Source organism: Caballeronia sp. S22, assembly GCF_964261745.1.
GTDB classification, from domain to species: domain Bacteria; phylum Pseudomonadota; class Gammaproteobacteria; order Burkholderiales; family Burkholderiaceae; genus Caballeronia; species Caballeronia jiangsuensis.
Genome location: NZ_OZ180039.1, coordinates 881578 through 902532, shown reverse-complemented (window position 1 = coordinate 902532; position 20955 = coordinate 881578). Strand labels below are relative to the sequence as shown.

General features: G+C 66.3%; 18 protein-coding genes. 11 read left to right on the top strand and 7 right to left on the bottom strand.

Annotated features, from left to right (window positions below; genetic code table 11):
* Position 1: 1 nt before the first annotated feature.
* From tssA to tssC, 3 genes are all read left to right on the top strand, one after another.
* A complete protein-coding gene (gene tssA / locus ACEN42_RS35925) occupies positions 2 to 1033 on the top strand; it encodes a type VI secretion system protein TssA (RefSeq protein ID WP_371882408.1) in 1032 nt (343 codons plus the stop codon).
* Positions 1034 to 1117: 84 nt separating this feature from the next.
* Positions 1118 to 1660 carry a type VI secretion system contractile sheath small subunit gene (gene tssB, locus ACEN42_RS35920; protein WP_238214156.1) on the top strand — a complete coding sequence of 181 codons (543 nt, stop codon included), beginning with the start codon at positions 1118 to 1120 and terminating at the stop codon, positions 1658 to 1660.
* 46 nt (positions 1661 to 1706) lie between these two features.
* On the top strand, positions 1707 to 3212 hold the full coding sequence (tssC, locus tag ACEN42_RS35915; RefSeq protein ID WP_187603048.1) for a type VI secretion system contractile sheath large subunit: 1506 nt from the start codon (positions 1707 to 1709) through the stop codon (positions 3210 to 3212).
* A 33-nt stretch (positions 3213 to 3245) separates the two neighbouring features.
* Here the strand turns inward: tssC and ACEN42_RS35910 are convergent, their stop codons facing one another.
* The 7 genes from ACEN42_RS35910 to ACEN42_RS35880 form a co-directional block, all read right to left on the bottom strand.
* Complete coding sequence (locus tag ACEN42_RS35910; RefSeq protein WP_371882407.1) at positions 3246 to 4028, bottom strand: PP2C family serine/threonine-protein phosphatase; 783 nt, start codon at positions 4026 to 4028, stop codon at positions 3246 to 3248.
* Positions 4029 to 4047: 19 nt separating this feature from the next.
* On the bottom strand, positions 4048 to 5409 hold the full coding sequence (tagH, locus tag ACEN42_RS35905; RefSeq protein ID WP_371882406.1) for a type VI secretion system-associated FHA domain protein TagH: 1362 nt from the start codon (positions 5407 to 5409) through the stop codon (positions 4048 to 4050).
* A gap of 3 nt (positions 5410 to 5412) precedes the next feature.
* Positions 5413 to 8076, bottom strand: coding sequence for a type VI secretion system ATPase TssH (tssH, locus tag ACEN42_RS35900; RefSeq protein ID WP_371882405.1), 2664 nt, complete (start codon positions 8074 to 8076; stop codon positions 5413 to 5415).
* A gap of 94 nt (positions 8077 to 8170) precedes the next feature.
* A complete protein-coding gene (tssG, locus tag ACEN42_RS35895) occupies positions 8171 to 9241 on the bottom strand; it encodes a type VI secretion system baseplate subunit TssG (RefSeq protein WP_371882404.1) in 1071 nt (356 codons plus the stop codon).
* 2 nt (positions 9242 to 9243) lie between these two features.
* The gene (gene tssF / locus ACEN42_RS35890; RefSeq protein ID WP_371882403.1) at positions 9244 to 11127 is read right to left on the bottom strand and encodes a type VI secretion system baseplate subunit TssF; all 1884 of its coding nucleotides are present in this window, start codon (positions 11125 to 11127) and stop codon (positions 9244 to 9246) included.
* Between the two features lie 27 nt (positions 11128 to 11154).
* Entirely contained in the window at positions 11155 to 11661 is a 507-nt protein-coding gene (gene tssE / locus ACEN42_RS35885; RefSeq protein ID WP_371882402.1) for a type VI secretion system baseplate subunit TssE, read from the bottom strand.
* 11 nt (positions 11662 to 11672) lie between these two features.
* Positions 11673 to 12272 carry a type VI secretion system tube protein Hcp gene (locus tag ACEN42_RS35880; RefSeq protein WP_371882401.1) on the bottom strand — a complete coding sequence of 200 codons (600 nt, stop codon included), beginning with the start codon at positions 12270 to 12272 and terminating at the stop codon, positions 11673 to 11675.
* A gap of 150 nt (positions 12273 to 12422) precedes the next feature.
* Between ACEN42_RS35880 and ACEN42_RS35875 the strand changes: the two genes are divergently transcribed.
* The 8 genes from ACEN42_RS35875 to ACEN42_RS35840 all read left to right on the top strand — a co-directional run bounded on the left by ACEN42_RS35875 (position 12423) and on the right by ACEN42_RS35840 (position 20952).
* Entirely contained in the window at positions 12423 to 12905 is a 483-nt protein-coding gene (locus ACEN42_RS35875; protein ID WP_187603056.1) for a type VI secretion system tube protein Hcp, read from the top strand.
* Between the two features lie 35 nt (positions 12906 to 12940).
* A complete protein-coding gene (locus ACEN42_RS35870; RefSeq protein ID WP_371882400.1) occupies positions 12941 to 15322 on the top strand; it encodes a type VI secretion system Vgr family protein in 2382 nt (793 codons plus the stop codon).
* Between the two features lie 66 nt (positions 15323 to 15388).
* Positions 15389 to 15895, top strand: a complete 507-nt coding sequence (locus tag ACEN42_RS35865) for a DUF6484 domain-containing protein (protein ID WP_371882399.1) — start codon at positions 15389 to 15391, stop codon at positions 15893 to 15895.
* Between the two features lie 16 nt (positions 15896 to 15911).
* Complete coding sequence (locus ACEN42_RS35860; RefSeq protein ID WP_371882398.1) at positions 15912 to 17174, top strand: TIGR02270 family protein; 1263 nt, start codon at positions 15912 to 15914, stop codon at positions 17172 to 17174.
* Between the two features lie 90 nt (positions 17175 to 17264).
* Positions 17265 to 18293: a DUF2169 domain-containing protein gene (locus ACEN42_RS35855; RefSeq protein WP_371882397.1), complete on the top strand. Its 1029-nt coding sequence runs from the start codon at positions 17265 to 17267 to the stop codon at positions 18291 to 18293.
* A complete protein-coding gene (locus tag ACEN42_RS35850) occupies positions 18290 to 19378 on the top strand; it encodes a beta-ketoacyl synthase N-terminal-like domain-containing protein (protein ID WP_371882396.1) in 1089 nt (362 codons plus the stop codon). The genes ACEN42_RS35855 and ACEN42_RS35850 overlap by 4 nt, the downstream gene beginning before the upstream one ends.
* Positions 19379 to 19390: 12 nt before the next feature.
* A complete protein-coding gene (locus tag ACEN42_RS35845; protein WP_371882395.1) occupies positions 19391 to 20404 on the top strand; it encodes a PAAR-like domain-containing protein in 1014 nt (337 codons plus the stop codon).
* 11 nt (positions 20405 to 20415) lie between these two features.
* On the top strand, positions 20416 to 20952 hold the full coding sequence (locus tag ACEN42_RS35840) for an SMI1/KNR4 family protein (protein WP_371882394.1): 537 nt from the start codon (positions 20416 to 20418) through the stop codon (positions 20950 to 20952).
* Positions 20953 to 20955 lie beyond the last annotated feature (3 nt).

Genomic DNA, 20955 nt, shown 5'->3' with positions numbered 1-20955 from the left:
GATGATCGATGTAGAACCGCTGCTCGCGCCAGCCGAAACGATGCCGCCCGCCGGGGTCGATCTCGAATACGATCCGGCGTTCCTCGCGTTCGAGGCGCTCGCGCGCGGCAATCCAGAGCGCCAGTTCGAAGCGCTCGCCGAGCCGACCGCGTGGCCCGATGTGCTCGAAGAGTCGCGGGCGCTGCTCGCGCAGTCGAAGGATCTGCGCATCGCCGTGGTCTACGCTCGGGCCGCTGCGCGTGTGCACGGCCTCGCGGGTTTTCATGCGGGACTGCGGCTTCTGACGGGCTTGTTCGAGCGCTACTGGGACAACCTCTATCCGCCGCTCGATACCGACGACGACAACGATCCCGTGCTGCGCGTCAACGCGCTCGCGCCCCTCGCGGATGCCTACACGCCTTTCGCGGAAGCCGAAACCCTGCTGCACGACCTGCGCGAGACCGAAGTGTGCCGCGCGCGCGGCGAGCGGCTGACGGTGCGCGACATCCTGATCGCGCAGGGCAGGCTCATGGCGGCCGAAGGGGCGAGCGCCGCGACGCCCGCGCGGGTCGAAGGCATGCTCGCCGATGCGCTCGCGCAGGACCGCGACGTCTTCGCTGCCGGTATCGATCTGCCGCGCGTGGTGCAGACGCTCGGCATCGTCATGACGGCGCGGCTCGGCGCGGAGCGTACGCCGCTTATCGAAAAGATGATGGACACCGCGCGCTGGATCGCCACGCAGTTGCGCGCGGCGGCGCAGCCGGATGCGTCGGCGCCGGCCGATGCGGCTGTGCCCGGCGCGATGGCCCCGACGCCCGCGAGCGCTCCCCGCGTGGCGGCGCGTCCCGGCGAGATCGCGACGCGCGAGGACGCCATCGCACTGCTCGACGCGGTCTGCGCGTTTCTCGAACGCACCGAGCCTGCGCATCCCGCGCCGCTTTTGATCCGGCGCGCGCGCGGATGGCTCGGCAAGGACTTCCTCTCCGTGATGCAGGACCTGGCGCCGGAGAGCCTCACGCAGATTCACCTGATCGCGGGAACCAGGCCGCGTTGACCGCGCGGGCCGCAACCCGCTTTAAAACAAGCCACGCGTGAATCGTCTTCCAGGCGTGGCTCATGCACATGCACAGGAGGCCTCATGGCAACCAGCAGTCAGAAGTTCATCGCCCGCAATCGCGCGCCGCGCGTGCAGATCGAATACGACGTCGAGACTTACGGCAGCGAGAAGAAGATCCAGCTTCCGTTCGTGATGGGCGTCATGGCCGACCTCTCCGGCAAGCCCGCCGAGGCGCTGCCGCCCGTCGAGCAGCGCAAGTTCCAGGAAATCGACATCGACAACTTCGACAGCCGCATGAAGGCGATGCAGCCGCGCGTCGCGTTCCAGGTGCCCAACAAGCTGACGGGCGAGGGCAATCTGAGCGTCGATATCACCTTCGATACGCTCGACGATTTTTCTCCCGCCGCCGTCGCGCGCAAGGTCGACTCGCTCTCGAAGCTGCTGGAGGCGCGCACGCAGCTCGCCAATCTCGTCATCTTCATGGATGGCAAGAACGGCGCGGAGGAACTGATCGCGCGCGTGCTCGACGATCCCGCGCTGCTCAAGACGCTCGCGACCGCGACGCCCGACAAGGCCGCCGCCGCCGACGCTTCGACCCCAGCCGCCGCGCCCGCCGCCGAGTGAGCGTAGCGCGCAAGCCATCACGAACGAGCCCTGAAAGGTAACGACCATGTCCGACATTCCTCAAACGGCGGAAGCCGCACCCGAACTGCAGGGCGCGACGCTCGAAGGCAACGACCTCGCCTCGCTGCTGAACCGCGAGTTCCGCCCCAAGAGCGACGAGGCGAAGACCGCGGTGCAGACGGCGGTGCAGACGCTCGCGCAGCAGGCGCTCTCGCAGACGCAGATCATCTCGGGCGACGCCATCCGCTCGATTCAGGCGATGATCGCCGAGATCGACAAGAAGCTCACCGAGCAGGTGAACGAAGTGATGCATCATGCGGACTTCCAGAAGCTGGAAGGCTCGTGGCGCGGGCTGTACTACCTCATCAACAACACCGAAACCGACGAGATGCTCAAGATTCGCGTGATGAACATCTCGAAGAAGGACCTCGGCAAGACGCTCAAGCGTTTCAAGGGCGTCGCGTGGGACCAGAGCCCCCTGTTCAAGCAGATCTACGAGCACGAGTACGGTCAGCTCGGCGGCGAGCCGTTCGGCGCGTTCATCGGCGACTATTACTTCAATCAGACGCCGCCCGATGTCGAACTGCTCGGGGAGATGTCGAAGATCGCGGCCGCGGCGCACTCGCCCTTCATCGCCGCAGCCGATCCGAGTCTCCTGCAGATGGACTCGTGGCAGGAACTCGCCAACCCGCGCGATCTCACGAAAATATTCGGTACACCGGAATATGCGAGCTGGCGTTCGCTGCGCACGTCGGAAGATTCACGCTATATCGGCCTCGCGATGCCGCGCTTTCTCGCGCGCGTGCCGTACGGCGCGAAAACCGAGCCCGTCGATGAATTCGACTTCGAGGAAGAAACGGGTTCCGCCGATCACTCCAAGTACACGTGGGCCAATTCGGCCTATGCGATGGGCGTGAACATCACGCGTTCGTTCAAGCTCTATAGCTGGTGCTCGCGCATTCGCGGCGTGGAGTCGGGCGGCGCGGTCGAAGGGCTGCCCGTGCACAGTTTCCCGACCGACGACGGCGGCGTCGACATGAAGTGCCCGACGGAAATCGCCATCTCGGACCGCCGCGAGGCCGAACTCGCGAAGAACGGTTTCATGCCGCTGATCCATCGCAAGAATTCGGATTTCGCGGCGTTCATCGGCGCGCAATCGCTGCAGAAGCCCTTCGAATACGAAGACCCCGACGCCACCGCGAACGCCGCGCTCGCCGCGCGCCTGCCGTATCTGTTCGCCTGCAACCGCTTCGCGCATTACCTGAAGTGCATCGTGCGCGACAAGGTCGGCAGCTTCAAGGAACGCTCCGACATGGAGATCTGGCTCAACAAGTGGATCACGCAGTACGTGGACGGCGATCCCGCCAATTCCTCCGAGCACACCAAGGCGCAGAAGCCGCTCGCCGCCGCCGAGGTGAAGGTGCAGGAGGTGCCGGGCGCGCCGGGCTATTACACGTCGCAGTTCTTTCTGCGTCCGCACTATCAGCTCGAAGGGCTGACGGTTTCGCTGCGGCTCGTTTCGCGCCTGCCTTCGCAGAAGGAAGCGGCCTGAACGTTTCAGATGTTTCGTACGCCGATGCCCGCTTCACGCGGGCATCCGCAACACCGTGGTTTCCGACGCATCGCCCACCCACACCGCGCTCGCGGTGAAATTGTCGTGTCTGGGCCGCGCGCTGCCGCGCAGACGGCTCACCATCAGGTCGAGCCATGCGGCAGGCGTCTGCGCCTGTCCGATCGCCTCGATCATCATGGATTCGTCGAGATACTCCCAGAAGCCGTCGGTGCAGAGCAGGAACGCGTCGCCATCGGCGATCGGAAACGGCTCCGCCGACGCCGCGATATCGAGATCGTCCGCCGTGCCGAGCGCCGAGAACAGCACGTTGCGTCGTGGATAGCTGCGCACGTCGCGCGCTTCGAGCAGGTTCGCATCGATCATGCTCTGCACGAGACTGTGATCCTGCGTCTGCACGACCGTCGCACCGCGCCGGAAGCAGTAGAGCCGCGTGTCGCCGCAATGCGCCCACGACGCGAGGCCCGCCGCTTCGTCGATGCCGAGCAGCACCGCCGTCGAGCGCATCTGCGCCAGATCGCCGTCATGCTCCTGCGCATCGATGATGGCGTCGTTCGCGCGCAGCAGCACGCGCAACAGGTTCGGCCCGGTGAGCGCGACGCCCGTTTGCGCGACGCGCGCGAGTTCGGCCAGCACGGTATCGACCGCGATGCGCGAAGCCGTATCGCCGCCGCCGTGACCGCCCGCGCCGTCCGCGACCACGCTCGCGAACAGCGCCGCGTGCCGCCATTGCCCGTAGGCGTCCTCGTTGCGCGAGCGTCCGCCCACATCGCTCACGCTTGCGGTTTGAAGTTGCATGTGGGTTCTCCGGCGCGCGTCACGGGCGGCCGCGGCGTTTCAGTTCGCTGATCTGCGCTTCGTAGGCGGCGACGAACGCCCGGCCGAACAGCATGTGGAAATCTTCGGTCGCCTCGCTCGACAACTGGCCGTAGAGCTCGGTGAAGAGATCCCAGCAGCGTGCGCGGCGCTTCTTGCCGGACATGAGATCGTCGAACCGCGAGCGCCCGGGCAGACGCGCCTCGATGCGTTGCGGCTCGAAGCGCTCGAACACGCCGTCGAGCGCCGCGCGCATGCCGGCGACCATGCCGACCTGATGCGCGCGCAAATCGGCGCAGGCATCGGCGAGCGCCGCGGCGGGCGGCATGAAGCCGCCCGTGGGCCCGCTGAGCAGATGCGCGAGCGCGGCGTCCACGTTCGGCGAGAACTTGAGCGGATTGTTGTCCGCTGCCGCGATGATCGTCGCCTCCGTGCGCATTTCGCGCTTGAACGCGGCGCGCGCGGCGAGCAGTTCGAGCGTGCCCTGGATCGATTCGCGCAACAACGTGCCGATGAGCTGCATCAGCGCGGGCGTGAGCGCTTCGATCCGCACGCCGGGGGCGTCGAGGCCTTGCAATAAGGCTGCGATGAGGGCGCGCTGGTCGCCCTGCACCGCAGGCGCAGACGAAGGCGCGGCTACCTGCGCTGGCGCGGCGCGCGCGGCCGGCGGCGTGAATGCGCTGTGCAACTCCGAGCCGGCGTCGGACAGCGTGGCGGGCGGCGCGACCGGCCGCGCCGCGCCGGTCAGACTCGCGAACGGGTCGTCGTCGTGGGCGGTGTTAGGTTGCGTGATGGGATCAATAAGCGGCTCGATGAGCGGTTTCATCAGCGGACTCGACGCCCCCGGCGCGAGACCGAAGAGCTCGTCGATGGAACGCTTCGAAGCCGGATCGTCGAACTCGAAGTCGAAACGCTCATGCGCCGCGCCGGACTCGGGCGCTGCGAGCGGTTCGGCCGCGGCGGGCGCATCGAAGAGGCCCGCGAACGGATCGTCCGGAGTCGCGGCGGCGTTCACGTACGGCGTCTCGAAAGCCGTCTCCGTGCGATCCTCGTCGCACACCTGCGCGCGCAACTGATAGCCGCCGATCTGCACTTCGTCGCCGTGCGCGAGCGGCACTTCCTGACCGGGATCGAGCGGCACGCCGTTGACGAGCGCGGGATTGCTGCCGCGATCGGTCAGCCGGTACGCGCCGTCGCGCCACGCGATCTGCGCGTGCATGCGCGAGACGGTGCGCTCGGCGTCGTCGAGCACGAGCCGGTTCGTCACCGCGCGCCCGATGGTGCCGCCCTCGGCGCTGAAGCTCGCCGCGAGCGGCGTGCGCGGCGGCTGGCCGTTGTGACGGGTCACCGTGAGTGTGAGCATGGTTCAGTCGAACGCGTAGACGAAGTCGTTCGCACTCGCCGACAGCCGGATGCGCCCGAGCGCGCCGCCTTCGGTGAGGCGCGTCAGGTACTCGGTGGAAATGCGCGGCAGCACGGTGTTGGTGAGCAGCGCGTCGATCACGCGTCCGCCCGATTCGGCCTCCGTGCAGCGCGACACGATCAGCCGCACGGCGTCGTCGTCGTAGTCGAACGGAATGCCGTGATTGTCCGACACGCGCCTGCGGATGCGCTCCAGTTGCAGACGCACGATATCGGCCATCATCGCGTCGGAGAGCGGATAGTAGGGCACCGTGACCAGCCGCCCGAGCAGCGCGGCGGGAAACACGTCGAGCAGCGGGCGGCGCAGCGCGGCGGCCAGCGCGTCCGGCGCGGGCGCGTTCGCGGGGTCGCGGCACATCGACATGATCAGCTCCGAGCCGACATTCGACGTCAGCAGGATGATCGTGTTCTTGAAGTCGATGTAGCGTCCCTCGCCGTCCTCCATCCAGCCCTTGTCGAAGACCTGGAAGAAGATCTCGTGCACGTCGGGATGCGCCTTCTCCACTTCGTCGAGCAAAACGACGCTGTACGGGCGGCGGCGCACGGCTTCGGTGAGGATGCCGCCTTCGCCGTAGCCCACATAGCCGGGCGGCGCGCCCTTGAGCGTCGAGACCGTGTGCGCTTCCTGGAACTCGCTCATGTTGATGGTGATGACGTTCTGCTCGCCGCCGTAGAGCGTTTCGGCGAGCGCGAGCGCGGTTTCCGTCTTGCCGACGCCCGAAGTGCCCGCAAGCAGGAAAACGCCGACCGGCTTGTCGGGATTGTCGAGCCGCGCGCGCGAAGTCTGGATGCGCTTCGCGATCATCTCCAGCGCGTGGCGCTGGCCGATCACGCGGCGATCGAGCGCATCGGCGAGACCGAGCACGGCGGCCAGCTCGTTCTTCAGCATCCTGCCGACGGGAATGCCGGTCCAGTCCGCGACCACGCCCGCGACCACGCCCGCATCGACGCTCGGCAGAATCAGCGGCGCGTCGCCTTGCAGTTCGACGAGCCGCGCCTTGAGTTCGGCGAGACGCGCGAGGCGTTCATCGCGCGAGGGCGGCGCTTCGCCTTGCGCCGGGGTATCCACGGCCGCGCCGCTTTCGCGCAACGCGGCCCGCAACGCCAGCAATTCATCGACGACCTGCTTCTCGTCCTTCCAGCGCGCTTCCAGGCCAGCGAGCGTGTCGCGTTCGCGCGCGAGCGCCGCTTCGACATCCGCCGCACGCGTGCCGACATCGACGCCCACGTTCGACTCGCGCGCGATGATCTGCGCTTCCACGTCGAGCGACTCGATGCGCCGCTGGCAATCGTCGACCTGCGGCGGCGTCGCGTGCTGGCTGACCGCGACGCGCGCACACGCGGTATCGAGCAGCGACACGGCCTTGTCGGGCAACTGCCGCGCCGGAATGTAGCGATGCGACAGCCGCACGGCCGCCTCGATCGCCTCGTCGAGCAACTGCACGCGATGATGGCCTTCGAGCACCGCCGCCACGCCGCGCAGCATGCGCACCGCTTTGGTTTCATCGGGTTCGTGGACCTGCACGACCTGAAAGCGCCGCGTGAGCGCCGGGTCCTTCTCGATGTGTTTCTTGTACTCCGCCCAGGTCGTCGCGCCGATGGTGCGCAGGTCGCCGCGCGCCAGCGCCGGCTTGAGCAGATTGGCCGCGTCGCCGGTGCCCGCCGCGCCGCCGGCGCCGACGATGGTATGCACTTCGTCGATGAACAGGATCACCGGCTTCGGGCTCGCCTGCACGTCCTCGACGACTTGCCGCAGCCGCTGCTCGAATTCGCCCTTCATGCTCGCGCCCGCCTGCAACAGGCCGAGATCGAGCGACCAGAGCGCGACTTCGCGTAACGGCGGCGGCACGTCGCCGCGCACGAGACGCTGCGCGAAGCCTTCGACGACGGCGGTCTTGCCCACGCCCGCCTCGCCGGTCAGAAGCGGATTGTTCTGGCGCCGGCGCATCAGAATATCGACGAGCTGGCGGATTTCATCGTCGCGGCCGGTGACGGGATCGAGCGCGCCGCGACGCGCCTTGTCCGTCAGATCGGTGGCGTATTTGTGCAGGGCTTCCTGCTTGCCCATGCTCGCGGGCGCGGTCTCGCCTTCGGGGGCGCTCGCTTGCGTGCGCGGTTCATCGGCGCTTTCCTCGACGGAATCGGCGACGATGCGCGCGAAGTTGTCCGAAAGATCTTCCGGCCTGATGCGCTCGAACTGCCGCGAGATGCCGACGAGCACGCCGCGCAAACGCGGCGTCTTCAGCATGCCGACGAGCAGATGGCCCGTGCGCACCTTGCTCGCGCCGTATAGCAGCGTGCCGTAGACCCAGCCGCGCTCGATCGCGTCGGTGATGTGCTCGGAGATATCGGAGATGGACGCCGCGCCGCGCGGCAGCCGGTCGAGCGCGGCGGTCAGCTCGCGGGCGAGCGCGGCGGCGTCCACGTCGTAGTGCGCGATGATCCGCTGCAGATCGGAGCGCGGCGTCTCCAGCATCTGCATGAGCCAGTGCGCGAGTTCCACGTAGGGATTGCCGCGCATCTTGCAGTACACCGTCGCGCTCTCCACGGTTTTGTAGCCGAGCCTGTCCAGCTTGCCGAACAGCGCCACACGACTGATTTCCGCCATCGTCCGACTCCTTTGAACGCGCGCGCGCCGACCGGAGGCGCGGCTTCATCCGATAAGACGGCGCTCGTGCGATGTTTTTGCAAAGCGCATCGATTCAGGCGACATGCGCATCGGCGTCGAGCGCGAGATCGGCGCGATCGGTCTTGCGCGCGAGCGTGCCGAGCCACGCCGAATACCCGAGGCGGCCGTAGCGCCCCGGCTGTGCGGTCGGCACTTCCTTTGCGGCGAGCACGAGTTGCGCATCCCATGCAAGCTCGCCGTTCAGATGCCGGCGAACCAGCGCGACGAGCGTCGATAGCGCTGCGCCGCCCGGCAGGAACGATTCGTACTGCGCGAGCGTGAGCGGCCCGAGCACGAGCCGGAATGCGTGCTGACGGTCCCACACGCGCGCGCCGAGCACCGCGCCGTGGCCGAGTTGCGCGAAGCCCGCCGAACGCGATGAGAAGCGCGCCGCGCGTGATCGCAACGCGGTGCGCTCGGCGCGCGGCAGCGTCATCCAGTGCCCGCGATACGGCTCGATGCGCACCGGCACCCGCAACAGCGCGGACGCGATGCCTTCGAGCACGTCGGCCGGACGTGTCTGCATGTTCAGGAGGCCCGCGAAATGCAGCTTCGCGTGATCGGAGACGGCGTCGCGGGCCTGCGTCGCCGGATCGGCATGACCGATCAGCGCGCCGGCGTAGAACGCGAAGCGATCCTGCGCCGGACGGTCCAGCCCGTTGACCGGACGACCTTGCGCCCACGCGCGATAGAACAGCAGCAGAAAGCGATGCAGCAGCGTATCGAGCAGCCGCGCGAACGCCGTGTCGCCATGATGCAGCGCGCGCTCGCGGGCGAAGTCGGTCAGATGCAGGGGCAGCGGCCCGTTCGGTCCGAGAAAGCCGAAGAAGCGCTGCGCGAGACGCGGCGCATGACCGCCGTCATCGCGTGCCAGCGCGGCGAGCGCCGCGGGCGCGAAGGCGAGCGAAACATCTTGCGCGAGCCGCAACGGTTCGTCGGCGGGCCGCGCGCCCGCGCCGAGACGCGGCAGCTCCGGCGTGAGCGCCTCGATATGCCGCATCAGCCGATAGAAGTCGTGACGATGCGGCTCGGCGGCGACGGCGTCGAACAACTCCAGCAGCGCGCGCGTATGCGCGGGCGCTTCGGCGGGCGCTGGCCGCGCCACGGCTAGAAGATCGCTCGCGTGCCGCATCGCGCGGGCAGGCTCAGGATTTCGCCGCGCGCGCCGGTGCGCAGCACCGTCTGCACGAACGAATTGATCGACACGTAGCGCGCGAAAAAGCGGTCGAGCACGCAGCCGAAGAGCCACGCGCTGCCGCCCTGAAACGCGAGATCGTCGACGGTGACGTCGATCGAGAGGCCGCGCCCGAAGGCGATCGGGCCGGGCATCGGCAGGCGGCGCACGACCGGCTTCGCATCGACCGCGACCACGCCCGCGACCTGATTGCGGCCGGTGTGATCGGCGGCCGCGACATGCAGCGCCAGGAGCGCGCGCAACGCCGCCGCCGCTTCGCGCGGACCGTTGCAGAGCGACAGATAGTGCAGCGACAACTGATCGATCAGACGCCAGGTCTGCGCGGCGTCGAGCGGCGCGGGCGCGGGGCGCGACGGTCCGCTCACGCATTTCACCGCGGCGACGGGCGCCGCGATGTCGAGCGAGAAGTCACTGCCCGGGCCGCTTGCCGCCATCATCATCGGCAGGTCGCGGTTGCTGCAAAGCGTTTCGAACGACAGTTGCCGCAGCGAGCCGCGATACGGCGCGGCGCGCGGATCGACGATCGACACATACGTCTCGCTGCCGACGTAATCGGTGCGCACGCCGCTCTTGCGCCGCGCGGCGGGCACGAGGCGCGGCTCGCGCTCGGTCGTGAAGTACGCGGCCTCGGCGGGGCGGTCGGCGAGATAGTCCGCGTAGAACGGATGGAAGGTCTGCTCGCTGTCGTCGTGCGCGCCGTAGCCGGAGACGCCCGTGACCGAATGCACTTCGAAGTCGAGCGGATGCGTGCGGTCGGGCACCACATGAAAACGCGCGCTGGAATCCGTGACGAGCGCGCGATCCGCGTGCCTCGGAAAGAGATTGACGGCGGGCACGCAGTCGAGCAGCACGTTCTCCTTCGTGACGATGCGTTCGAGCGTGGCATCGCCCGCGCCGAACAGCAACGTGAGTTCGATGTCGCGCGCGGCGAAGGCGGGCAGCACGTCCGCGAGCCCTTCGATGCGCGCGAAGCGCAAGCGCTGCGGCAGCGCGAAATACTCGTGCAGCAGCCGATAGCCCTGGAACGCGTTGGGCGTGACGGGCAGCAGCGCTTCGTCGTCGGCGAAGCCCGCGGGCGCGACGGCATCGCCTGGCAGCACGGCGAGCGTCGTGGCCGGACGTTCGGGCGTCGATACTACGATCGCGAGCGTGTGACCGAGCACGAGTTCGTGCAGCCGGAACGCGATGTCGTCGCCGCCGGCGAAGTAGAGGCTCAGCGCATCGAGACGCAGCGCATCGAACGACAGGCCTTCCGCCGTCGCGAGCCGGATGCGCAGCGCGCCCTTCACATGCGGCGCGAGCGCGCGCGTCGCGGGCAGCGCGGCGAGCGGCAGATCGGGCGTCTGCACGTGATAGCGCGCATCGGTCAGCTCGACGGGCCAGAGCGTGAGCGCGGCGCCGGTGCGGAACTCGCACGGCGTCGTCTGCGCGGGCGTGCGCAACGAAAACAGCGCGGTGTGACGCGGCACGGTGAAGCCATCGGCGAGATTGGGATTGGCGAGATCGGGCGCAAGACGCGCGATCAGCATCGCGGGCGTGGGACACGCGGCCTGCGGCAGCACGACGTGCGTGAGCTGCTGCGTGAAGCGCGGAAACTCTTCTTCGAGCTTCAACTGGACGCGTGCGGCGAGAAACGCCGTGCCTTCGAGCAGCCGTTCGACGTATGGATCGGCGACGTCGATCCCGCTCATCCCGAGCCGCGCCGCGATCTTCGGAAACTGCTGCGCGAACTCCGCGCCCATCTCGCGCAGATGCGCGAGCTCGGTGTTGTAGTGACGCAGCAGGCGCGGGTCCATGAGTGTGCTTTCGTCCTTCGCGCGCGATCAGCGCGGCAGTTCCATCACCGTGATGCCGCCTTCCTCGAGATCGATCTGCGTGCGCAGCGCGAATTCGAGCGGCACCGGCTGTGCCCACAGAAGACCGCGAATGACGAGCGCGATCTGGTTGTGCATGTCGAGCACGGAGCGGTCGAGGACGGGTTCGATCTCCAGCGTCGACGGATCGATGCGCGGCTCGAAGCGCTCGATCGCCGTGCGGATCGCCTGTTCGAGCACGACGGGATCGACCGTCGATGCGAAGCGCCCCGACAGGCACGGCAGGCCGTAGTTGAGCGCCGACGCGAATGCGTGCGCGAACTGGTCCTCGTCGATCTCGCTGCCGAGATTGGTCGTGTTGAAGAGCCACGAGACATCGCGCAGCACCGCCGCGCGCAGCCCGCGATGCGAGAGAAAGCGCTCGCCGGCGGGATCGGTGCGCGATGTGGGATCGTCGTCGATCAGCCGGTCGAGCAGCGTGGGCTGGAGGCGATCGGCGGCGCTGGGTGCGTTCATCGACATGATGCTCAGCCGATGCGCCGCGTGGACACGTCGAGTGCGAAGGTCACGTCTGCGCCACGCGCGCCGGTTTCGGTCTGCGGCGCGCAGGTCATCGTGAGTTGCTGGGCGGACAGCTCGAAGATCTCGCACAGGCGGCCGAAACGCGGGCTCGTGAAAATCTGATAGTTGCGCAGATACGCCTGTTCGAGCTTCATCGACAGGAACTCGATCTGCACGCCGTGATCGGTGCCCGCCGACTTGAAGCAGCGGATGTGCACGAGCGCGAGCAATTCGGCCTGCGCGCACAGTTTGGCGATGACGGGCGAGGCTGAATCCACCGTGCGGATCAGGCCGAGCGAGCTTACGCGCAAGTCGCTCGCGTTGAGCGCGGCGGTGTGCTGTACCGCGTCGTAGCCCTGCGCCCAGCGCCAGCCGTGGATCTGCATCGGCGTGTCCCAGTCGCCGCGCTTGCTCGCTTCGCCCTTCACGGGCGTGTTGCTGCGCTTGGGCACGACCTGCAACAGCATGTCGTTGGATTCGGGCAGCGCGAGCTCGTCGAACTGGCGGAGGGCATCGAGCGAGAGGCAGTCGTGCGGGCGCGGCTCGCGCGTGTCGGAGCTTGGCATCGTCCTGGTCCGGGAAACGGTCATCGAACATAAGACGGCGGCTGCGCTGCGATTTTGAACGCGATCGATATTGAAAATTTTCCGCCGATGATCGTCCTACCTGCAAGCGCGAATTCGCGCGACGCAAACCGGACCACTACGGAGGACCACATGGCAACGATCGACTGCTATCTGAAGATTGACGGAATCGAAGGTGAATCGAAGCACAAGGGCGCGGAGAACCAGATCGAGGTGCAGTCCTTCGACTGGGACGTGACCAACGCCGGCAGTCCGGCGGTCGGCGGCGGCAGCGGTCAGGGCAAGGCGAAGCCCGGCATGTTCACGTTCGCGCATTTCTACGACAAGGCTTCGCCCACGCTCGCGAAGAGCTGCGTGAGCGGCAAGCACCTCGCGAACGCGAAGCTCACCGTGAGCAAGTCGGGCGAAGGGCAGAAGGAATTCCTCACCGTCACGATGAAACAGGTGACCGTGACGCACGTCGGCATGGGCGGCGGCATGGGCGGCGAGTTGCATGAGAACGTGAGCCTGCTCTATGCGGACATCGAGTTCGAATACAAGCCGCAGGATGACAAGGGCGCGCTGGGCGGCGCCGTCAAGTTCGGCTACGACGCCTTGACGACCGAAGTGCGCTGACCTTCGCAACCGACTCTCAAGACGCGGGTGCGCCGATGTCCACCACCGATGTCGCAACGGCGCAGCCGCTCGCAAGCGTCGAGACGCCGCTCGCCGACGACTTGCGCTTTCTCTCGCTGCGCGCGAGCGCCGAGCTCGGGCGCATGCCGCGCTGTGAACTCACGCTCGTGTCGAAGCGCGCCGATATCGACTTCAGCAAGATACTCGGCAAGCACGTGAAGGTATCGCTGCGCGTGGACGGCGCGAAGCCGCGTGTGTTCGGCGGCTATGTGGTGAGCTTCCGGCAGACCGGCATGCGCGGACGTCTGTACGCCTATGAAGCGGCGGTGCGTCCGTGGCTGTGGCTGCTCACGCGGCGCAGCACCTGCCGCATCTTTCAGAACAAGACGGTCGAGGAGATCGTGAAGGCGGTCTTCGCCGATCCGGTCTACAAGCAGCTCGAACTGGGCGAGATCAAATGGAAGGCCAATTCCCGCGCGCACCGGGCGCGTGAGTACTGCGTGCAGTATCGCGAGTCGGACTTCAATTTCGTGAGCCGGCTGCTCGAAGACGAAGGCATCTACTACTGGTTTCAGGACAAGGACGGCAAGGAATCGCTGATTCTCACCGACACGCTCGCCGCGCACGAAAGCGTCGCGGGCTGCGAATCGCTGCCGTACGGCGCGGTGATGAGCGCCGCGCCCGGCATGGAATACGTGAGCGAGTGGCGCGTGAATCACATGATCGAGACGCGCAACTGGGTGCTCACCGACTACGACTTCAAGCATCCGTCGCGGCCCTTGCAGAAGCAGGCCGTCAAGCAGATGCCGGGCTTCGATGCGTTTTCCGGGCTCGAACATTTCGATTATCCCGGCGGCTATGTCGAGGCCGATCACGGCGAGAGCCGGGCGAAGTCGCGCGCGGACGAAGGGCTCGTCGAGGCCAGCGTGACGGATGATCCCGCGATCAACTGGCATCAGGTCGATGCGCGCAGCAACGGCAGGAGCGTGCGCGCGGGCACGCTGCTGAAGCTCACGCGCCATCCGCGCGCCGATCAGAACGCGCAGTATCTCGTCACGCGCACGAACTACGAGATCGATCTCGCCGACTACGAAGCCTTCGACGGCGCGCAGTCGAACCGCTGCGAATGCTGGTTCTCCGCGATCGACGCCAAGCAGCACTTCACCCCCGCGCGCGTGACGCGCAGGCCTTTCGTGCAGGGGCCGCAGACGGCGGTGGTCGTCGGACCGGGCGGCGACGAGATTCATACGGATCAGTACGGGCGCGTGAAGGTGCAGTTCTTCTGGGACCGTCAGGGCAAGCGCGACGAGAACAGCTCCTGCTGGATTCGCGTGTCGCAGCCGTGGGCGGGCAAGGGCTTCGGCGCGGTTGCGATACCGCGCATGGGGCAGGAAGTGATCGTCGATTTTCTGGAGGGCGATCCGGACCGGCCGATCATCACGGGGCGCGTCTACAACGCCGAGCAGATGCCGCCGTACGACTTGCCCGGCAACATGACGCAGACCGGCATCAAGAGCCGATCGAGCAAGGGCGGCAGCGCCGCGAACTGCAACGAGTTGCGCTTCGAGGACAAGAAGGGCGCGGAGCAGGTGTTGCTGCATGCCGAGCGCAATCAGGACATCGAAGTCGAAAAGGATGAGACGCACTGGGTCGGGCACGACCGCAAGAAGAACATCGATCACGACGAGACGACCGTCGTAAAGCACGATCGCACGGAGACGGTCGGGAACAACGAGAAGATCGACGTGACGATGAACCGCACGGAGACGGTGGGCGTCAACGAGAGCATCACGATCGGCGCGAACCGGACCAAGACCGTGAAGGCGAGCGAGACCGCGACGGTGTTGCTGCAACGCACGCATAGCGTGGGCATCAACGAGACGATCACCGTCGGCGCGGCGCAGGAAGTGACGATCGGCGCGTTTCAGGCGGTGACGGTTGGCGCTTATCAGGCGGTGACGGTCGGGGCTTATCACACTGAAACCGTCGGCGCGAGTCAGACGGTGAGTGTCGGATCGAGTCAGAGCGTGACGGTCGGTTCGGATCAGACGGTCAATGTCGGCGGGAAGCAGGCGACGACCGTGGGCGGGGATCAGTCGTTGAGCGTGAGCGGCGGGCAGACGGTGTCGGTCGCCAAGGACGCGAGCGAGTCGATCGACGGCGCGCAGGCGAGCAAGGTGGGGAAGGGGCGCACCACGGAGGTGGGCGAGGACGATGCGCTCAAGGTCGGGAAGAATCTCGTCATCGAGGCGGGAGAGTCGGTGGTCATCAAGACTGGCGATGCGAGTTTCAGCATGAAGAAGGATGGGACGATTCAGATCAAGGGGAAGGATATTACGGTGATTGGGAGCGGGAAGATCAATGTGAAGGCGGATGGGGATGTTGCAATCAAGGGTAGCAAGGTTACGAACAATTAGTGGTTGCGGCATGACTGGCTTCACCGTCGCTGCGTTTCATCGGAAAACTGCAATAGGGAACGAGACATGAGCGGTAGAGACAACCTGAAGGCCGAACCCGGAGCGCTTGCCCCGCAAAGCGGGCACCCGCGTCCGGACGCCGCGGCCGGCTTCGTGGTGGGTGAGCTCATCGGCATCAAGGATGATGGCATGACGCCCATCGTATTCATCGAAGCGCATCCGGGCGCGGCGCTCAGCGCAAGAACAATCGTCGATCTGTGCGGCGCGCATATCGGCGCGAAGGTCGCGATCATGTTCGAGAACGCCGATCCTTGCAAACCGGTGGTCGTCGGCCTGATCCGCGCGCCGCTGAGGCCCGGAGCGTTGCGTGCCGATACGGGCGCCGCCGAGATTCAGCTCGAGGCCGACGGCGTGCGCCTCGTCGTCGCCGCGAAAGAACGCATCGTGCTTCGTTGCGGGGCCGCGAGCATTACGCTTACGCATGCGGGAAAAGTGTTGATCGAAGGTGAATACGTGTTGACCCGCTCGCGCGGCTCGAATCGCATCAAGGGCGCGTCGGTGGAAATCAACTGATGCCAGCGATGTGCACATGAACGACGACGCTTCCATTCATATCCCGCGAATCGTCGCGCATCACGTATCCGAGGCGGCTTTCCTGCGCGCGACGCGCACCCGTTTGCGAAGCGCCGCGCATGTCGCCCTGAAGGATCTCGCGAGGCACGATGAGCGCATCGACGCACAACTCGATGGCATCGCAGTGGCGGGCGATTTCGGCAGCGCCATGTGCGATGAGGCGCTCGAAGACGCGGGCGCAGGCGAAGTCTTCACGGCTGCGGCAGTCGCGCTGACGAGCGGCGATCTGCGGCGGCTGACGCGCATCCTGGCGCTGGCCAAGGCAGTGCCCGCCACTCGGCGTGGTCTGCTGTGCGCATTCGGCTGGGTCGGCGCGGCTCATCTGGAGCATGTGGTGCGCCGGCTGCTCGAATCCGACGATCCGTTCGTGATGGAATGTGGACTCGCCGCCTGCGCGATGCATCGGGTCGATCCGGGCCGAAACCTCGTGCCGGCGGCGCACACCGGCGGCGCACTGCGATGCCGCGCGCTGCGCGTAGCCGGCGAGTGTCATCGGCCGGACCTGTTGCGCGACTGCATCGACGCCTACGAGGACGACAATCCCGCATGCCGTTTCTGGGCGGCACGCTCGGCCGCATTCCTCGGTGAACGCGTCGAATCGGCGAAGGTGCTGATGCGGCTTGCGCAGGACACCGGTCCGATGCGCGCGCATGCGCTGCGACTTGCGATACAGCTATCCGATCCGTCGCGAACCGCCGCGTTGCTGGAAGCGTTCAGCGGCGACGCAGGCAACGTTCGTCTGCTTTTGTTCGGCGTTGGCGTGAGCGGCGACCCGCACTATGCGAACTGGCTGATTCGGCAAATGGAGACGACGTACCCGGCGCGCGCCGCGGGCGAGGCGCTGTCTCTGATCACCGGCGCGAATCTCGTGCATGACCACCTGGAAGGCGCGAAGCCGGCAGATGCGGCCGAGTCGCCGGGCGACGACACCGGCGATGACGATGTGTCGATGAACGACGACGACGATTTACGGTGGCCGGACCCGGAGAAGGTGGCCGTCTGGTGGAAGGAGCGAAGCGGCCTGTTCAGGCCGGGCACGCGCTATTTCATGGGCAACGCCGTGACGCAGACGCAGTGCTTGACGGTGTTGGCGAACGGCTATCAGCGACAGCGCTTTCTCGCGGCAGATTATCTGCGTCTGCTTCTTCCGGACAGCCGGCTGTTTTCCGTGTGCGCGCCGGCGAGAAGACAGCGGCGATGGCTCGTCGGCAGCCGTTAAAAAAGCCCGACCTCCTTTCGTCTTTTCGATCGAGACGGACGCACACGGCGCAAGCGTGCGGCGTCCGGCACGTCGCCCTGGAGGTTTCGGATGTGGATGATGGACAATCGCACGCCTTACGCCGTGGACAAGGCCTGGCGGCAGGACAGGGACGGCAACAAGCTGTGGATGGTCGTCGTGAAAGCGACGTTCGACATCTCCCCGGGCGGCGTCACGTCGCTGGCCGAAGAGCAGATTCCGGTCGCACAGACGTGCAAGCACATGGGCGCGGCCGGCAAGACCAGCCTGATTCACGAATCGGACCTGTTCGGCGTGAAGCTCGGCACCGATGTGCTCGTCAATGGCTCCGCATGGGCGCCCAAGGGACATCGCGCACGCGCGCTCGACGTTCATCTCAGAGTGGGGCCGGTGAACAAGCGGCTGCGCGTCAGCGGAGAGCGATACTGGCGCCGCCATCTCGTGCGCGGCCTCGTGGCCACGCCGCCCGAGTGGTTCGAATCGATGCCGATCCGCTACGAGCGCGCTTATGGCGGCCAGGATCTCTCGGCGGACGATCCGGCGCAACACCGCATCGAGGACCGCAATCCGGTGGGCGCCGGCTTCGCGGTGCGGGTCGAGCATTGCGTCGACCAACGGTTGCCCAACATCGAATATCCGGACCGGCTGATCGAGTCATGGCGTGACCGCCCGGCGCCCGCTGGCCTGAACGCGGTCGACTGTAGCTGGTCGCCCCGGCGTCAACTGGCCGGCACATATGACGAAGCCTGGCAACGCGACCGCTTCCCGCTGTGGGCCGAAGACTTCGACGGGCGCTATAACAACTGCGCACCGCTCGACCAGCAGGTGGGACAGTTCCTGCGCGGCGGCGAGAAAGTCGAACTGGAAAACTTGTCGCGTGACGGCAGGGTCGCGTTCACCTTGCCGAGAATCCATCCGTGTTTTCGCACGCAGTTCGGGCGCGATGGCCAGGAGCACAGGGGCCAGCTCTGCACGGTATTGCTGGAGCCGGATCAGTCGCGGGTCGTGATGTCGTGGCAGACGTCCATTGTCTGCAACCACCGGATCGACGATCTCGATGTCACCGTTGTGACGCAAAAGACCGTGAGTCCGTCAGCATGACGGGCAAACCTCGACTGGCCGTGTCGACGTGGCATGAAGCGCCCGGCCGCGAGGTGTTTCTGTGCGCGGTCGGCGCGCGAACACCGGTCGGACTGCACCGTGCCTCTTCATCGGCTGCGGTACGGGCCGGGATCTCGGCGCTCACGCTGCATCCAGTCTTCGTCGACAAGAGCGGTTCGTCGATGCAGCTCGCGAACGATCCCTTGCTCGCATCCCACGTGTCTTTGGCAGAGCGCATGGGACAGTTGCTGGCGGCGGCCCTCGCGGAATTGACCAGGCAGCTCGAGTGGTCAGGTCGGACGCCGCGCCTGCCCTGCTGGGTCGGCATGCCCGAGCCGCGGCCCGGAATGACCGGCGATGTCGTGCAGGCCTGCGCGCACGCGGCAACCGAGGCGCTCGGCATAACGAAGGAATCGGTTCGCTGTGTCCAGCACGGTCATGCGAGCGGTCTCATGGCCATGCAGATGCTGGCGCAGCAGATCGCGGGCGGGCAGGTCGATTTGGGGGTGGTCGTCGGCGTCGACTCCTACCATGATGCCGACACGCTGGAGTGGCTCGATCAGGGCGGACAACTGATGAGCAGCAGCAATCGCAACGGCTTTCCGCCGGGAGAAGCCGCAGGCGCATGCCTGCTCGCGAGCGGCGAGGCGGCACGGCGTCACCGGTTACCGGTGCTGGCGCGCGTGGCAGCTGCCTGCACCGCCGTCGAACCGAACCCTAGGTGCAGCTTGCGGCTGTGTGTCGGGGAAGGGCTCAGCGCTGCCGTGGCTGGCGCCACCGGAAAGCAGCGTTTGCCGCACGACGCCATCTCCACGACATACTGCGATCTCAACGGGGAACGCTACCGCAGCGAGGAATTGGTCTACACGCTGCTGCGCACGCAGGGCGCGTTCGTCGACGCCCACGACTACCTGTGTCCGGCCAGTTGCTGGGGCGACGTCGGCGCCGCGTCGGGACCGCTTTTCGCGACACTTGCGGTCGAATCGCGATTGCGCGGCTACGCCCGGGGTGCGTGGCCGCTGCTTTGGGCCGGCGGCGAAGGCGGCTATCGCAGCGCGGTCGTACTCGCACTTGATGTCGACTGACGGGACGCTGCGATGACGAACGTCGGCGTAAACCCGCCCAAGACTCCGGTCTCCGAAGACAGTCTCGATACGGCTGCCGCGACCCTGCCCAATGTCTGCAAGATGCCTGGGCCGCCTGCGCCTTTCGTCCCGACGCCGCTGCCCAATCTGGGGCGTTCCGCCGACCGGCTCGACGACGCGACGACGACGGTCAAGATCAGAGGCAAGAAGGTTGCGATCAAGGGCAGCTCGTACATGAGCCAGCCTTCGGGCGACGTGGCGAGCCAGGGCACCGGCGGCGGCGTGATCTCGTCGAAGACGCAGGGCAAGACCAAGTTCGTCGCGCCGGGCTCGATGAACGTAAAGGCCGACGGGCAGAACATCCAGTTGCTCGGCGATGCGATGACCAACAACGGTGGCAGTCCCGACAACTCGGGGGCGGTGGCCAACAGCCAGGCGTCCATCGCGGATACGCAGATGGAGTTGGGCGTCGATTGCGCCAAGAAAACGACGCAGAAAAAGCACCGGTGGGGACCATGCGAGGTCGAACAACTATGCGCGATGATCAAGGCATATAACGAATCGCCAGACCCCAAGTTCAAACCCGAACGAACTCCGTCCAAACCCGCCAGTAAGTTCTCCGGTCTGACCGAAGCGCAGGTAACCGCTCAGAACGTGGCTTTCGGCAAATACACGGACAGCCTCGAGTCCTTCAGTGACAATTTCAATGCTTTGGTGAAAAAAAAGGAGGACCCGTATCATGACGACGTGGTCAAGCAATTCCACACTCCGTGTTTGCATCGGAGATGGGCGGACCCGCCGCCGGACGGAATGGGCGCACCGATACCAGTTCCGCGCAGTAAAGTACCCGGTGCCATGAGCCCCGATCACATGCATCCCGTGAACCGCGGCGGAACGTTGCCAGGCAAGATCAAATGGGCCGATTCGAACGTGAACTCGTCAGTCGGCAAAGCCATGGACAAACACGATGAAACGACCCACCCGGGCGGGGTCAAGGCTCAACCGTCCTGCAATTGCCCGGCCTGAGGAGCATCGACATGAACGACGCGGAAATGAAATGCATGCTGGAACAGACCCTGGCCGACCAGAGCCGCAATGCTGGATATCGGATGAAAGAATCGCCAGCGCCGCAAGCGCTGCTGCAAGCACCTGTCTCCGCCGCGGATCTCGCCGCGCTGGAAGCGCACTGTGCGCACATCGGGATTGCGGTGCCGCCTTCGTTTCGCCAATTTCTCCAGATCAGCGACGGCGTTCCCGACTACATGCGCTACGTGGGTATGTCCTTGCGTTCGGCGCTCGAGATCGTCGAGTCGGCCGGGTCGGACGAGGAGGAGTGGGATGAATACGATCCCTTGCACAAGTTTGTGATCGTCGCGGGCGACACGGCAGAATTCATCGCGTTCGATGTCCACTCGATCGACACGGCGGGAGAGCCTGCCGTGGTGTGGGTTGGTCTGCGCGGGGACGAAACGACTTACGCGAATTTTGAGGATCTGCTGTGGTCGCAGCAACGTTTCCAGAAGGATGTCCTCAACGCCAATCTGGCCGACCGCGCCAATCTTCCGGACGACTGATCT

Coding starts and splice junctions, on each gene's coding strand:
- tssA (WP_371882408.1), top strand. CDS start 2: ATGATCGATGTAGAACCGCTGCTCGCGCCAGCCGAAACGATGCCGCCC.
- tssB (WP_238214156.1), top strand. CDS start 1,118: ATGGCAACCAGCAGTCAGAAGTTCATCGCCCGCAATCGCGCGCCGCGC.
- tssC (WP_187603048.1), top strand. CDS start 1,707: ATGTCCGACATTCCTCAAACGGCGGAAGCCGCACCCGAACTGCAGGGC.
- ACEN42_RS35910 (WP_371882407.1), bottom strand. CDS start 4,028: ATGCAACTTCAAACCGCAAGCGTGAGCGATGTGGGCGGACGCTCGCGC.
- tagH (WP_371882406.1), bottom strand. CDS start 5,409: ATGCTCACACTCACGGTGACCCGTCACAACGGCCAGCCGCCGCGCACG.
- tssH (WP_371882405.1), bottom strand. CDS start 8,076: ATGGCGGAAATCAGTCGTGTGGCGCTGTTCGGCAAGCTGGACAGGCTC.
- tssF (WP_371882403.1), bottom strand. CDS start 11,127: ATGGACCCGCGCCTGCTGCGTCACTACAACACCGAGCTCGCGCATCTG.
- tssE (WP_371882402.1), bottom strand. CDS start 11,661: ATGAACGCACCCAGCGCCGCCGATCGCCTCCAGCCCACGCTGCTCGAC.
- ACEN42_RS35880 (WP_371882401.1), bottom strand. CDS start 12,272: ATGCCAAGCTCCGACACGCGCGAGCCGCGCCCGCACGACTGCCTCTCG.
- ACEN42_RS35875 (WP_187603056.1), top strand. CDS start 12,423: ATGGCAACGATCGACTGCTATCTGAAGATTGACGGAATCGAAGGTGAA.
- ACEN42_RS35870 (WP_371882400.1), top strand. CDS start 12,941: ATGTCCACCACCGATGTCGCAACGGCGCAGCCGCTCGCAAGCGTCGAG.
- ACEN42_RS35865 (WP_371882399.1), top strand. CDS start 15,389: ATGAGCGGTAGAGACAACCTGAAGGCCGAACCCGGAGCGCTTGCCCCG.
- ACEN42_RS35860 (WP_371882398.1), top strand. CDS start 15,912: ATGAACGACGACGCTTCCATTCATATCCCGCGAATCGTCGCGCATCAC.
- ACEN42_RS35855 (WP_371882397.1), top strand. CDS start 17,265: ATGTGGATGATGGACAATCGCACGCCTTACGCCGTGGACAAGGCCTGG.
- ACEN42_RS35850 (WP_371882396.1), top strand. CDS start 18,290: ATGACGGGCAAACCTCGACTGGCCGTGTCGACGTGGCATGAAGCGCCC.
- ACEN42_RS35845 (WP_371882395.1), top strand. CDS start 19,391: ATGACGAACGTCGGCGTAAACCCGCCCAAGACTCCGGTCTCCGAAGAC.
- ACEN42_RS35840 (WP_371882394.1), top strand. CDS start 20,416: ATGAACGACGCGGAAATGAAATGCATGCTGGAACAGACCCTGGCCGAC.